The organism is Micromonospora sp. NPDC023633 (assembly GCF_040640035.1).
Taxonomy (GTDB): domain Bacteria; phylum Actinomycetota; class Actinomycetes; order Mycobacteriales; family Micromonosporaceae; genus Micromonospora.
On the sequence record NZ_JBFABB010000158.1, the window covers coordinates 1 to 13,195 of the forward strand.

12 protein-coding genes are annotated in these 13,195 nt (G+C 71.4%); 8 read left to right on the top strand and 4 right to left on the bottom strand.

Annotated elements, in window-relative coordinates:
- The first annotated feature begins 98 nt into the window (after positions 1-98).
- The 4 genes from AB0G13_RS30830 to AB0G13_RS30845 all read left to right on the top strand — a co-directional run bounded on the left by AB0G13_RS30830 (position 99) and on the right by AB0G13_RS30845 (position 3,767).
- A complete protein-coding gene (locus AB0G13_RS30830; protein WP_357881965.1) occupies positions 99-686 on the top strand; it encodes a DUF3090 domain-containing protein in 588 nt (195 codons plus the stop codon).
- Positions 683-1,501: an SCO1664 family protein gene (locus AB0G13_RS30835; protein WP_357881968.1), complete on the top strand. Its 819-nt coding sequence runs from the start codon at positions 683-685 to the stop codon at positions 1,499-1,501. The genes AB0G13_RS30830 and AB0G13_RS30835 overlap by 4 nt, the downstream gene beginning before the upstream one ends.
- 109 nt (positions 1,502-1,610) lie before the next feature.
- A complete protein-coding gene (mshC, locus tag AB0G13_RS30840; RefSeq protein WP_357881971.1) occupies positions 1,611-2,849 on the top strand; it encodes a cysteine--1-D-myo-inosityl 2-amino-2-deoxy-alpha-D-glucopyranoside ligase in 1,239 nt (412 codons plus the stop codon).
- Between the two features lie 105 nt (positions 2,850-2,954).
- Positions 2,955-3,767 (top strand): DUF3592 domain-containing protein, encoded by an 813-nt coding sequence (locus AB0G13_RS30845; RefSeq protein ID WP_357881974.1) that lies wholly within the window; start codon positions 2,955-2,957, stop codon positions 3,765-3,767.
- A gap of 38 nt (positions 3,768-3,805) precedes the next feature.
- Here the strand turns inward: AB0G13_RS30845 and AB0G13_RS30850 are convergent, their stop codons facing one another.
- Positions 3,806-4,597, bottom strand: coding sequence for a GntR family transcriptional regulator (locus AB0G13_RS30850; protein WP_357881977.1), 792 nt, complete (start codon positions 4,595-4,597; stop codon positions 3,806-3,808).
- Positions 4,598-4,725: 128 nt separating this feature from the next.
- The gene (locus AB0G13_RS30855) at positions 4,726-5,595 is read right to left on the bottom strand and encodes a PAC2 family protein (RefSeq protein ID WP_101409578.1); all 870 of its coding nucleotides are present in this window, start codon (positions 5,593-5,595) and stop codon (positions 4,726-4,728) included.
- Between the two features lie 261 nt (positions 5,596-5,856).
- On the opposite strand from AB0G13_RS30855, the gene metH reads away from it, so the two are divergent.
- Positions 5,857-9,372 carry a methionine synthase gene (gene metH, locus AB0G13_RS30860; protein ID WP_357881980.1) on the top strand — a complete coding sequence of 1,172 codons (3,516 nt, stop codon included), beginning with the start codon at positions 5,857-5,859 and terminating at the stop codon, positions 9,370-9,372.
- Positions 9,373-9,429: 57 nt separating this feature from the next.
- Here metH and AB0G13_RS30865 read toward each other — a convergent pair whose 3' ends face one another.
- Positions 9,430-10,209, bottom strand: coding sequence for a site-specific integrase (locus AB0G13_RS30865; protein ID WP_357881993.1), 780 nt, complete (start codon positions 10,207-10,209; stop codon positions 9,430-9,432).
- Positions 10,210-10,530: 321 nt separating this feature from the next.
- On the opposite strand from AB0G13_RS30865, the gene AB0G13_RS30870 reads away from it, so the two are divergent.
- Both AB0G13_RS30870 and AB0G13_RS30875 read left to right on the top strand, forming a co-directional pair.
- Positions 10,531-11,235 carry an XRE family transcriptional regulator gene (locus AB0G13_RS30870; RefSeq protein WP_357881996.1) on the top strand — a complete coding sequence of 235 codons (705 nt, stop codon included), beginning with the start codon at positions 10,531-10,533 and terminating at the stop codon, positions 11,233-11,235.
- A gap of 4 nt (positions 11,236-11,239) precedes the next feature.
- Positions 11,240-11,710, top strand: coding sequence for an NUDIX domain-containing protein (locus AB0G13_RS30875; RefSeq protein WP_357881983.1), 471 nt, complete (start codon positions 11,240-11,242; stop codon positions 11,708-11,710).
- On the opposite strand, the gene AB0G13_RS30880 is transcribed toward AB0G13_RS30875, so the two are convergent.
- Entirely contained in the window at positions 11,698-12,264 is a 567-nt protein-coding gene (locus tag AB0G13_RS30880) for an HD domain-containing protein (protein ID WP_357881986.1), read from the bottom strand. The genes AB0G13_RS30875 and AB0G13_RS30880 overlap by 13 nt on opposite strands.
- A gap of 261 nt (positions 12,265-12,525) precedes the next feature.
- On the opposite strand from AB0G13_RS30880, the gene AB0G13_RS30885 reads away from it, so the two are divergent.
- A complete protein-coding gene (locus AB0G13_RS30885; protein WP_357881989.1) occupies positions 12,526-12,996 on the top strand; it encodes a hypothetical protein in 471 nt (156 codons plus the stop codon).
- Positions 12,997-13,195: the final 199 nt, after the last annotated feature.

Sequence of the window (13,195 nt, forward strand, 5' to 3'; positions counted from 1 at the left end):
CCCGGCTGCGGCGGCCGGTGCGCCGGGCGCGGCGGGCGCGCGGCGATTCGCGTCGGTGGGGTGCGCGGCGCCGTGGCGCGCCGGATAGGGTCGTGGGTATGACCCACCAGGTGCACGCCTTCGAGCCGCCGGAGCGGTTCGTCGCCGGGACGGTCGGGCCGCCGGGGGAGCGCACGTTCTTCCTCCAGGCGCGCGGCGGTGGCCGGCTGGTCAGCGTCGCGCTGGAGAAGGTCCAGGTGTCGTTGCTGGCCGAGAAGCTCGAGGAGCTGCTCTCCGAGGCGCAGCGCCGCTTCGGCGTGGAGCTGCCCGAGCCGGTGGCCGTCGTCGGCGACAACGACCCGCTGGACACGCCGGTCGACGAGGAGTTCCGGGTCGGCACGCTCGGGCTGGCGTTCGACGTCGACACCGCAACCGTGGTGATCGAGGCCATCGCCGTGGGCGAGGCGGAGGTCGAGGTCGACCTCGGTGTGGAGCCCGACGACGACGAGGACGCCGAGGACGAGGACGAGGAACCGGACGAGGACCTCGACCGGCTCCGGGTGCGGCTGACCCCCGAGGCGACCCGCCAGTTCATCGAGCGGGCCCGGCGGGTGGTCAACGCCGGCCGTCCGCCCTGCCCGCTCTGCGGCCAGCCGCTGGATCCCGCCGGCCACCTCTGCCCGCGCCACAACGGTTACCACCGGTGACGTCGTCGGACCTCCAGCCCCGACAGGACGGCGAGGCCGCGCTCCGGTTGCTCCGGGACGGCCACCTCGACCTGGAGGGGCGGCTCGTCGACGCCTCCAACACCACCCTGCGCGGCATCCTGACCCTCGACGGGGTGACGGCCCGCTGCGTCTACAAGCCGGTGCGGGGTGAGCGCCCGCTGTGGGACTTCCCGGACGGCACGCTGGCCGGCCGGGAGGTCTCGGCGTACGTGGTCTCCCGGGCCACCGGGTGGGACCTGGTGCCGCCGACGGTGCTGCGCGACGGCCCGTTCGGGCCGGGATCGTGCCAGCTCTGGATCGACGAGCCGGAGGAGGCCGAGCCCCTGGTCGGGTTCGTGCCGGCCGACGCGCTGCCGCCCCGCTGGTTCGCGATCGCCGCGGCCCGCGACGACGACGGCACACCGTACGCGCTGGCGCACGCCGACGATCCGAGGCTGGCGCGGCTCGCGGTGCTCGACGCGGTGATCAACAACGCGGACCGCAAGGGCGGGCACGTGCTGGTCGGTCCGGACGACCGGATCTACGGCGTCGACCACGGGGTGAGCTTCCACGTCGAGGAGAAGCTGCGCACGGTGCTCTGGGGCTGGGCGGGCCGGCAGCTGCCGGCGGACGCCGTGCAGATGCTCGACGTGCTCGCCGGCCAGCTCCCCGGGGCGCTCGGCGCCGAGTTGGCCGAACACCTGACCATCCGGGAGGTCGCTGAGCTGGCGGCCCGGGTCGACCGGCTGCGGCACACCGGCCTGTTCCCGCAGCCGTCGCAGGACTGGCCGGCGGTGCCCTGGCCCCCCATGTGAGCGCCCGCCGGACGGCGATCCGGCCCCGGCGTCCCGCCCCACGGCGTTGTCGTGATGATCACTGTGGGGCGGGCATGCCGCGCCGCGCCGACTGGTTAGGCTGACGGTCATGGACTCTTGGGCGGGACATGAGGTGCCGCGGCTGCCGGGCAGGGGCCAGCCGCTGTCGTTGTTCGACTCGGCGCGGCAGGGCGCCCACCCGAGCGACCCGACCGGCACCGCGACCATGTACGTCTGCGGCATCACCCCGTACGACGCCACGCATCTGGGTCACGCCGCCACCATGATCGCATTCGACCTGGTGCAGCGGGTGTGGCGGGACGCCGGCCGGGACGTGCGCTACGTGCAGAACGTCACCGACATCGACGACCCGCTGCTGGAGCGGGCCGAGCGGGACGGCGAGGACTGGAAGGTCCTGGCGATGCGGGAGACCGCGCTGTTCCGCGAGGACATGGAGGCGCTGCGGATCATCCCGCCGGCGCACTACGTCGGGGCGGTCGAGTCGATCCCCGACATCGCCGACAAGGTCCTCCTGCTGCTCAAGGACGGGGCCGCGTACCGCTTGGAGGACGGCACCGGCGACGTCTACTTCGACGTCGCCGCCTCTCCCCGCTTCGGCTACGAGTCCAACCTGACCCGCGAGCAGATGCTGGAGATCTTCCCCGAGCGCGGCGGAGACCCGGACCGGGCCGGCAAGCGCGACCCGCTCGACCCGCTGCTGTGGCGGGGCGCCCGCGAGGGCGAGCCGTCCTGGCCGGGCGGCGAGCTGGGCGCCGGCCGCCCGGGCTGGCACATCGAGTGCGCGGTCATCGCGCTCAACCTGCTCGGCGACCGGATCGACGTGCAGGGCGGCGGCAACGACCTGATCTTCCCGCACCACGAGTGCTCCGCCGCGCACGCCGAGCGGCTCACCGGCGCGGCGCCGTTCGCCGGCCACTACGTGCACGCCGGCATGATCGGCCTGGATGGCGAGAAGATGTCGAAGTCCCGGGGCAACCTGGTCTTCGTCTCCCGGCTGCGCGCCGACCAGGTCGACTCGATGGCGGTCCGGCTGGCCCTGCTCTCCGGGCACTACCGCGCCGATCGCGCCTGGACCGACGAGCTGCTCGCGACCGCGCAGGAGCGGCTGGCCCGCTGGCGGCGGGCCGCCGCCGCGCCCGCCGGCCCGTCGGGCGAGGAGTTCCTGGCCGGCGTACGCGCCCGCCTCGCCGACGACCTGGACTCGCCGGGCGCCCTGGCGCTGGCCGACGGGTGGGCCGAGGCGACCCTCGCCGGCACCGCCGGCGACCCGGCCGCCCCCACCCTCTTCGCCGCCACGCTGGACGCGCTGCTCGGCATCCGCCTCTGACTCCACACCCGACCGTCGCCGCACGCCGGGCCGCCGCCCGCCCAGGCTCGGGCGTCGGCCGGCCGCGGCGGGGGCACTGGTGGAGCTCACGGCTACGATGCCTCGATGGACACCTCGGCCGCCCGCCGTCTCGATCCCGGCCGGCTCGCCGCTCTGGCCTGCGCCGCGCTCCTCACCCTCGTCGCGGGTCGGCTGCTCGTCGACGGCATCACCCTGCAGAACCGGGCCGGCGAGGAGAGCGCGGCCTCGGCGTCGCGGATCTTCGGGGGCCTGCTGCTCGCCATCATCGCCCTGAGCTGGGCCGGTGGTGTCACCTACCGGGGTGGCACCGCCGGGCGGCTGCCGTTCGGCCTGGTGATGTGGGTCTGCGGGGGCTTCGGCCTGCTCGGGGGCTACTGGGCGAACCGGTCGGAGGTGCTGCTGTCGGTGATCGCGGCGACGTTCCCGGTCGCCGTGCTCTCGGTCGTCCTGCACGGGCGGTGGCGGACCCGGCAGCTCGACCTGGAGCGACGGGCCGAGGAGCGCGCCACGGCGCTGGCCGCTCGGGGCCGACCGACGCCCGGGGTGATCATCGGCGTCGAGCAGACCGGCCGGATGTTCGGCGACGATCCCGAGTTGCGGCTGAACGTCCGGTTCACCGTCGACAGCCGTGAGCGGAGCGGAACCGCCAGTCGCTTCTACCCGGGCCACGACCTGCCCCGGACGGGTGACCAGGTCACGGTCCGCTACCTGCCCGAGGATCCCTCGATCCTCGACATCCAGGAGGACCGGCGCCCGCCGACCCTGGCACCGCCGGCGCAACCGGCGTACCGCGGGCCCGAGCTGGCGGCGGAGCTGGAGCGGCTGGCCCGGCTGCACCGGGACGGCGCCCTGACCGACGCCGAGTTCAGTGCCGCGAAGGGACGGCTGCTGAGCTGACGGCCCGTCCCGTCAGGGCAGGCGGTCGAGCGGGGGAGTCAGCCCAGGACGAGACCGGGGTCGGGCGCCGGGTCCGGGGCGGGGGCGGGGATCCTGTACTCCTCGGTCAGCGTGGTGACCGGGCCGGGCCAGGTGGCCTGGGCGACCTCGATCGGCTTTCGGTGGCCGTCGTAGGCGACGTGCAGCAGGTGCAGCACGGGGGTGTCGGGGCGGATCTGGAGGATCTCGGCCTCCTCCCGGCTGGGCTGACGGGCGCTGATGGTGTCGGTGGCCGAGACGTACCGCCGGCCGGTGGCCTCCTCGGCCTCCTGGTAGAGCGGGCGGCCGAACGCCTCGGCGCGCTCCAGCGAGGTGCCGGCGGTGTCGGCGGGGAGGAACCACGAGGCGCCCACCTCGACGGGGGAGTCCTCGGTGCGCACGAGGTGGCGGCGGCAGAGCAGGTCGGTGCCGTCGGCCACTCCGAACGCGTCGGCCACCTCCGGCGGGGCGGGGGCCCGGCCGACCGAGACGAGCTGCTGCCGGTACCGCGCGGCCAGGTCGGTGTGGTAGCCGCGGAAGCCGCCGTACCGGCCCCGGGAGAGCCGGTTGAGCCGCCGCCGGGTGCCTCGGACGTACGTCCCGGAGCCGGGCTTGGTGATCAGGATGCCCTCGACCCGCAGCTGGTCGACGGCGCGCTGCACGGTCTGCTTCGCCACGCCGAACATCTCGGCGATGGCCGGGATGGACGGCAGCCGCTCGCCCGGCCCCCAGTCGCCGCGGCGGATCTGGGTCTTGAGCTGCGCGGCGATCTGCCGGTGCGGGAACTCGGCGGCCCCCGGATTGATCTGCATGCCCGCCTCCTCGATCGCAACTAGGTTCCTAGGATGCCCTAGAGGTGGTGACGGCGCCACCCCGGACACGCCAAAACACCGGGCCCCGGACGACAGGCGTCCGGGGCCCGGTGGGGCGGGCAGGGGTGCTACCAGGAGCCGGCGGTGGGGCCGGCGGAGCCGCCCCGGCGGCGCAGGTACTTCTCGAACTCCTGGGCGATCTCGTCACCGGTCAGCGGGGTGATGCCCGCGTCGCCGACGCGTTCCTCCAGCTCGCGCACGTATTCGCCGAGCTCCGCGTCCTGCTCGGCGGCGCTGCGCACCCGCTGCTCCCACTCGGCGGCCTCCTCGGCCAGGTCGGCCATGGGCACCGGCAGGTCGAGCACCTCCTCGACGCGGTGCAGCAGGGCGAGGGTGGCCTTCGGGCAGGGCGGGTTGTTGGCGTAGTGCGGCACGTGCACCCAGAACGAGACGGCGTCGACCTCGGCCTTGTTGCAGGCGTCGTGCAGCACGCCGACGATCCCGGTCGGCCCGTCGTAGCGGGTGGGGGTGAGCTGGTAGCGCTGGGCGGCCTCCGCGTCGGAGGCACTGCCGCTGATCGGCAGCGGCCGGGTGTACGGCACGTCGGCCAGCAGCGCGCCGAGCACGACCACCCGCTCGACCTCCAGGCTGTGGCAGATCTCGAGCACCTGCTCGCAGAAGGTGCGCCACCGCATGCTCGGCTCGATGCCCCGGATCAGCACGACGTCCCGCTCGGTGCCCTCGGGGCTGGCCACCATGAAGCGCGTCGTCGGCCACTCCACCCGGCGGGTCTCGCCCTCGGCCATGGTGATGGTAGGGCGACTGACCTGGAAGTCGTAGAAGTCCTCCGGGTCCAGTTCGGTGACCTGCCGGGCCTGCCAGACCTGCTCCAGGTGCTCGACGGCGGCGGTGGACGCGTCGGCGGCGTCGTTCCAGCCCTCGAATGCGGCGATCGCCACGGGGGACCGCAGCACCGGCAGTCCGTCGAACTCGGTCACGCCGTCACCTCACCCTGCTCGTCGGGGCCGGCGCCGGGACCGGACCCGGTCGTCCGCCCGCCGGGCGTGGTGCTGTAGCTGTTGTCCTTCACGTCCGCCAGCCTACGTGTCGGGGCGGGATGCGGCCCGTCGGCCGCGCCGGTCGTGCCCGCCGGCGGCCGCCCATACCGCGATGAACCGGACAGCGTGATCCCGCTGACACAATGTGGGAAGGCACGTTGGGGGCAATCGATCGGGTCGCGACGGCACTAACCTGATCCCGTGCGGACCTCATTGCTCGACGTACTGGCAGACCGGATTCTCATCGCCGACGGCGCCATGGGCACGATGCTGCAGGCGGCCGACCTCACCCTGGACGACTTCGAGGGCCACGAGGGCTGCAACGAGGTCCTCAACGCCACGCGGCCGGACGTCGTGCGCGGGGTGCACGAGGCGTACCTGGCCGCCGGCGCGGACTGCGTCGAGACCAACACCTTCGGGGCCAACCTGGCCAACCTGGGTGAGTACGACCTCCAGCACCGCATCCGCGAGCTCTCCGAGGCCGGGGCCCGCCTCGCCCGAGAGGCCGCCGACGCGTACGCCACCCCGGAGCGGCCCCGCTTCGTGTTGGGCTCGATCGGCCCGGGCACCAAGCTGCCCACCCTCGGGCACGCCGACTACGCGACCCTGCGCGACGCGTACCAGGAGAACGCCGAGGGTCTGATCGAGGGCGGGTCGGACGCGCTGATCGTGGAGACCTGCCAGGACCTGCTCCAGGTCAAGGCCGCGGTGGTCGGCTCGAAGCGGGCCATGGCCCGGCTCGGCCGGCCGGTCCCGATCATCTGCCACGTCGCGGTGGAGACCACCGGCACCATGCTGGTGGGCAGCGAGATCGGGGCGGCGCTGGCGGCCATCGAGCCGCTGGGGGTCGACCTGATCGGGCTCAACTGCTCGACCGGCCCGGCCGAGATGGGCGAGCACCTGCGCTACCTCTCCCGGCACTCCCGGATCCCGCTGTCGGTGATGCCGAACGCGGGCCTGCCGGTGCTGACCGCCGACGGGGCGTACTTCCCGCTGACCCCGGTGGAGCTGGCCGACGCGCTGGAGCGGTTCGTCACCGAGTACGGCGTCTCGCTGGTCGGCGGCTGCTGCGGCACCACCCCCGAGCACATCCGGGTCCTGGCCGAGCGCCTGCACGGCACGCGCCCCGCGCCCCGCGAGCCGCGGCACGAGGCCGGCGTCTCGTCGGTCTACCACCCGGTGCCGTTCGCCCAGGACGCCTCCCTGCTGATGGTGGGGGAGCGGACCAACGCCAACGGCTCCAAGGCGTTCCGCGAGGCCATGCTCGCCGGCGACTGGCGGGCCTGCGTGGAGATCGCCCGCAGCCAGGCCCGCGACGGCTCGCACCTGCTGGACCTCTGCGTCGACTACGTCGGCCGCGACGGCACCCGGGACATGCGGGAGCTCGCCGGCCGCTTCGCCACCGCCTCCACCCTGCCGATCATGCTGGACTCGACCGAGCCGGCGGTGGTCGAGGCGGGGCTGGAGATGCTCGGCGGCCGGTGCGTGGTCAACTCGGTCAACTTCGAGGACGGCGACGGGCCGGAGTCCCGCTACGCCCGGGTGATGCCCATCGTCCGGGAGCACGGCGCCGCCGTGGTGGCGCTGCTCATCGACGAGGAGGGGCAGGCGCGCACCGCCGACTGGAAGGTGCGGGTGGCGGGCCGGCTGATCGACGACCTCACCGGGCGGTGGGGGATGGACCGCGCGGACATCCTGATCGACGCGCTGACGTTCCCGATCGCCACCGGCCAGGAGGAGACCCGGCGCGACGGCATCGAGACGATCGAGGCGATCCGGGAGATCGCCCGTCGCTACCCGGGCGTCAACTTCACCCTCGGCATCTCCAACGTCTCGTTCGGGCTGAACCCGGCCGCCCGGCAGGTGCTCAACTCGGTCTTCCTGCACGAGTGCCGCCAGGCCGGCCTGACCAGCGCCATCGTGCACGCCAGCAAGATCCTGCCGTTCAACAAGATCCCCGACGAGCAGCGGGAGGCGGCGCTGGACCTCGTCTACGACCGGCGCCGCGAGGGCTACGACCCGGTGCAGAGGTTCATCGAGATCTTCGAGGGCGTGGACGCCGCGTCGGCGCGCGCTGGGCGGGCGGAGGAGTTGGCCGCGCTGCCGCTGGAGGAGCGGCTCAAGCGGCGGATCATCGACGGCGAGCGCAACGGCCTGGAGGCCGACCTGGATGCGGCGATGGCGCAGGGGCGCAGCCCGCTCTCCATCATCAACGACATCCTGCTCGACGGCATGAAGGTCGTCGGTGAGCTGTTCGGTTCCGGTCAGATGCAGCTGCCGTTCGTGCTCCAGTCCGCCGAGGTGATGAAGACGGCGGTGGCGTACCTGGAGCCGCACATGGAGACCGCCGAGGACGGCGGCAAGGGCCGCATCGTGCTGGCCACGGTGCGCGGTGACGTGCACGACATCGGCAAGAACCTGGTCGACATCATCCTGTCCAACAACGGCTACGAGGTCGTGAACATCGGCATCAAGCAGCCGATCAACGCGATCCTGGAGGCCGCCGAGCAGCACCGGGCCGATGCGATCGGCATGTCCGGCCTGCTGGTCAAGAGCACCGTGATCATGAAGGAGAACCTCGCCGAGATGGCGTCGCGCGGCGTCGCGGAGCGCTGGCCGGTGCTGCTGGGCGGGGCGGCGCTGACCCGGTCGTACGTCGAGGACGACCTGCGGGCGATGTTCCCCGGTCAGGTGCACTACGCGCGGGACGCCTTCGAGGGGCTGTCGCTGATGGACCGGGTGATGACGGCGAAGCGCGGTGGGGCGCCGGTCATCGACGCGGAGCGGGAGGCGGCGCTGGCGGCGCGCCGGGCGCGCCGAGAGCGGCAGCGGGCGATCGTCAGCGAGTCGTTGCCGGAGCTGGACGACGCCTCGGTCCGGTCCGACGTGGCCACCGACGTGGAGGTGCCCGCCCCGCCGTTCCTGGGCACCCGGGTGGTCAAGGGCGTGCCGCTGGCCGACTACGCGGCGCTGCTCGACGAGCGGGCCACCTTCCTCGGGCAGTGGGGCCTGCGGGGCGCCCGCAGCGGGCAGGGCCCGTCCTACGAGGAGCTGGTGGAGACCGAGGGGCGGCCCCGGCTGCGCTACTGGCTGGACCGGCTGATCGCCGACCAGGTGTTGGAGGCGGCCGTGGTGTACGGCTACTTCCCGGCGTACGCCGAGGGCAACGACCTGGTGGTGCTGGACGAGAACGGGCACTCCGAGCGGGCGCGGTTCTCCTTCCCCCGGCAGCGGCAGGAGCGGCGGCTCTGCCTGGCCGACTTCTTCCGGCCGCGCGGCGACGAGCTGGACGTGGTGGCGTTGCAACTGGTCACGGTGGGGCAGCCGATCAGCGAGTACACGGCGAAGATGTTCGCCCGCAACGAGTACCGCGACTACCTGGAGGTGCACGGGCTGTCCGTGCAGCTCACCGAGGCCTTGGCGGAGTACTGGCACCGGCGGATCCGCTCCGAGCTGGTCCTGCCCGGCGGTCGTACGGTGGCCGACGACGACCCGGCGGACCTGGCGGGTCTGCTGCGCACCGACTACCGGGGCTGCCGGTACGCGTTCGGCTATCCGGCCTGTCCGGATCTGGAGGACCGGGCGAAGATCGTGGAGCTGCTGGGTGCGGAGCGGATCGGCGTGCAGCTGTCGGAGGAGTTCCAGCTGATGCCGGAGCAGGCGACGGACGCGATCGTGGTGCACCACCCGGAGGCGAGCTACTTCAACGCCAAGTGACGGGCGTAGGTGCCCTGAGCTGCGGTTCAGGTCGTCCAGAGGGCCGCTGAACCATGATCATGCCGTCGCCAGGCCGTCAGCGGCTTCCGGGCCGTCCTCGGCGGCCTGGTCCTCACCGAACGCCGCATCAATGGCCCGGCGCGTGCGGTCCTCGCTGGTCGGCAGGAGGTGCGTGTAGGTCCGCAGGGTGAATCCCGGGTCGGCGTGGCCGAGGTAGGTCGACAGGGCCTTGATGCTCTCCCCGGCGTCCAGGAGGACTGAGGCGTAGGTGTGCCGAAGGACGTGCATCCCGTTGCGGCGGTCGTCAGGGATGTCCGTGGCTCGGATCGCGGGCTTCCAGATGCCGGGGTTGAACTTCGAGCGGCTGAGTGGCAGGCCATCAGCGGTCGTCAAATAGAGGGTGACTGTCGTGGGGTCGCCGGTCAGGGTTCCCCAAGGCAAGGTGACCTCTACGGGCGCGTACTGCTTGGCGTGGTCCCCCAAGCGGCGAGCTACTGAGGTGGGGAGGGGCACCTCCCGCGTCTTCCCGCCCTTGGGCGGAGCGAAGATGAGCGCGCCGCGCACGAGCTTGACCTGACGAACGACTCGGAGGATTGGCCGGGTCGCGTCCAGGTCGTCTGGGCTTACGGCGAAGATTTCGCCCTGCCGCAGTCCGCAGCCCGCGCCGAGGTCGACGGCGACTCGGTAGCGGTCTGGCAGCTTCGCGCGGAACGCGGTGAGCCGGTCGACTGGCCACGGCTGGACCTTGGTGGCGATGTGCCGGGGGCGTTGGATGCTCTTGGCTGAGAACGGATTACTGACGATCTTCTTGTCGTCCACGGCGGCGTTCAGAATCATCGACACGTCGCTGAACAGGACCCGGCGGTAGCCGGCAGACAGTCCCTTCTCCTGCAAGCCGCGCGCCCACGCTCGGATCGTCGCCGGCTGGATCGACGCGATCGGCTTGTCGCCGAGGGTCGGATACACGTGCAGCCGAAGTTCGTACTCGATGCGGTCGCGGGTGAGGAGATCGGTCGTCGCGGCGGCGAGCCATTCGTCGGCGTACCGCTTGAAGGTCGTACGACCGGCGTCGGGGTCGACGTAGGTGCCCTTGAGGAGTGCCGAATGCCGAACGACCGGCTACGCGATGCCATCCTGCGCAACGGCCTCACGCCCGTCATGGTGGCCGACAAGATTGGGGTCGACCCGAAGACCGTGGAGCGATGGATCACCCAGGACCGCACGCCGTACCCGCGTTACCGGCACGCCATCGCGGCGATGGTGCGAGAGGATGTGTCGTACCTCTGGCCGAAGGCGGTGACCCCGGAGAAGGCGTCGAGGATCGGGCAGAGCGAGATGGTCCAGCTCTACTCCCGGCGCTCCTCACTGCCGTACGAGCTGTGGCATCGACTGATCGAGCGGGCCGAGGAGCAAATCGGCATTCTGGCCTACGCCGGCCTCTTCCTCGTGGAGCAGGATCGGAAGCTCGTCGACGTCCTGCGACAGAAGGCCGTCGACGGTGTCGACGTGAAGATTCTGCTTGGTGACCCGACCAGTCCGACGATCGAGCGAAAGAGCGTCGAAGAGGGTGCACCCGGTGTCATGGCCGCGAAGATCCGCCAGGTCCAGCAGTACTACCGCCAGCTCGAAGAGGCGCCCGGGGTGACGGTGCTCTACCACGATACGACCCTGTACAACTCGATCTATCGTTTCGACGACGAGATGCTCGTCAACATGCACGTGTACGGTTTCCCGGCACCACACGCCCCCGTGATGAACCTGCGCCGGCTCAACGGCGGTGACCTGTTCGGCACCTACGCCGACAGCTTCGACCGAGTCGTTTCCGCCTCCAAGCCGCAGCCGGGGGGCGAGGTGGCAGCCTAGGAGCATGGCGAGAATCGAGCACTACCACGACCCGGACGCGCCGAAGGCCAACAGCATCGTCGTGGCTGTCTCCGTCTTCGTCCGCGACGAGCATGGCCGGGTGCTGCTCATTCAGCGCACCGACAACGGCCTGTGGTCCCTGCCCGGCGGTGGCCAGGAGATCGGCGAGTCGGTGGCAGAGACGGCAGTCCGGGAGACCCAGGAGGAGACCGGCATCAGGGTCGAGGTCACCGGGATGGTCGGGGTTTACTCGGACCCTGATCACGTCATCGCGTATTCGGACGGCGAGGTACGGCAGCAGTTCTCACTCTGCTTCCGTGCGGTGCCGGCTGGCGGCGAGCTGACACCGAGCGAAGAGTCGCGCAAGGTGCGGTGGGTGGCCCGCAACGAGCTGGACGCGCTTGACATCCACCCGTCGACCCTGCTGCGCATTACCCACGGCTACGAGGACCGCCCACAGCCCTACATCGGCTGAACGACGCTGCCGGCGAGCCGGCGTTGGGTTCGCTGCACGGCGGCGACCATCTCCGGTTCCGCCCGGCCGATGAATCGGGTGACGAGGTGTTCCGGCCCGTACCGCGACCGGATCTCCGCCAGTCGCTCCAAGACCTCCAAGTTCTGCCCGTCCGGGCCGGTGGTCATGTCCGAGAAACAGAGCGCGTCGGTCACCGCCGTTTCCTCCCGGGGGAACTCGGCGGCCAGGACCTCGCCGAGCCCACGTTCCTCGGCTTCCAGCCAGGCGCACGAGTGATGTGCCACCAGAGCGGCAATTCGCTCATCGAACCGCTCACGGCGTAACCACCGACCACCGTCGAGGGAGTGGAAGCCGGTATCAACCAGTCCGGGGCTATAGCCCACGTCATGCAGCCACGCCGACGCCACAAGCACCGTGCGATCCTCGACCGGCACCGCCGCGCTGATCCGGTCCGCCTTGGCGGCAACCGCCTGGACGTGACTCCACCGGCGGGGCAATGGAATTTCCAGCAGTTCTCGCGCAACTTCCCGAGCGCTATCGACGAGGGCGGCCATGCCGCCAGAGTACGGAGAGCAACCAGCCCACACCATCCCCTGTCCACTGCCCGACGACGAGGCGACCGACCGGCCGCCGGCGATGTCGGGTCTCAGGACCTCGGTGACAGATCAGTCTCGGGACGCGGGTGACACATCCGGCTAGCGATTGCCCTGTCGATCTCGCCGTGGGGCAATGACCGGTCGTGGGGCGACGGGAGTGAACGGTGACCCGGCAAACTGTCTGCTGTGGGGACGCCAGCGCCGGTCACGGCTCATGACATGACAGTCGCCTTGGACTACGGGCAGTTCACTCTCTCTGGGACGACGGAAGGCGACTCCGACCTGGGAATGCTCGGGCGGGAGGCGCAGGCCGGCCCGCACATCGCGAGCGATGATCACACAGTGCTCGTCTGCGTGCCGCATCAGAACAACTTCGAGATGCCACTCCGGGTCGAGGTATGGGCCGAACCGCCGCCCCGGGACTTCGGACAGTGGGAAGAGATCTTTGAGTGCGCGCTGGAGGTCGACGGCGGAGAGCTGTCGTACTGCTCGCCGACGCTGGGCCAACGGCGGTGCGAGGTACCTGACGGGCGGTACGGGGTGCGCATCTGCGGTCGGGGCTTCGTCAACCGGGGCTGGCCCGGGTCCACGAAACCCGGTGATGTGTGGCGAGTGCAGCTCTGGCCGTCGAAGAGAAACCTGCCGGACCGGAGGATCCGGGCTTGGCATCCGCCGGGAGCCACCGACTAGGCACTCATGGCTCCCATGATTCCCGCTGGTCCGACAAGACGTGTCATCCAGATCCTGATACCCATGTTTCACGCAGGTCCCGAGACCGGACAACCGGCCGCCGCTGTCTAGTCCCACCACATGCTTGACGGATACGTCCCAGGACATGATTGACGTTCGGTCTAGAACATTGTCCTGATGAGGGCGGGCGTTCAGAGAT

What these genes read in the sequence shown, in the direction of transcription:
- AB0G13_RS30870 (WP_357881996.1), top strand. Translation starts at nt 10,531, where the DNA reads ATGGTGGCCGACAAGATTGGGGTCGACCCGAAGACCGTGGAGCGATGG.
- AB0G13_RS30845 (WP_357881974.1), top strand. Translation starts at nt 2,955, where the DNA reads ATGGACACCTCGGCCGCCCGCCGTCTCGATCCCGGCCGGCTCGCCGCT.
- mshC (WP_357881971.1), top strand. Translation starts at nt 1,611, where the DNA reads ATGGACTCTTGGGCGGGACATGAGGTGCCGCGGCTGCCGGGCAGGGGC.
- AB0G13_RS30850 (WP_357881977.1), bottom strand. Translation starts at nt 4,597, where the DNA reads ATGCAGATCAATCCGGGGGCCGCCGAGTTCCCGCACCGGCAGATCGCC.
- AB0G13_RS30865 (WP_357881993.1), bottom strand. Translation starts at nt 10,209, where the DNA reads ATGATTCTGAACGCCGCCGTGGACGACAAGAAGATCGTCAGTAATCCG.
- AB0G13_RS30880 (WP_357881986.1), bottom strand. Translation starts at nt 12,264, where the DNA reads ATGGCCGCCCTCGTCGATAGCGCTCGGGAAGTTGCGCGAGAACTGCTG.
- AB0G13_RS30875 (WP_357881983.1), top strand. Translation starts at nt 11,240, where the DNA reads ATGGCGAGAATCGAGCACTACCACGACCCGGACGCGCCGAAGGCCAAC.
- AB0G13_RS30830 (WP_357881965.1), top strand. Translation starts at nt 99, where the DNA reads ATGACCCACCAGGTGCACGCCTTCGAGCCGCCGGAGCGGTTCGTCGCC.
- AB0G13_RS30885 (WP_357881989.1), top strand. Translation starts at nt 12,526, where the DNA reads ATGACAGTCGCCTTGGACTACGGGCAGTTCACTCTCTCTGGGACGACG.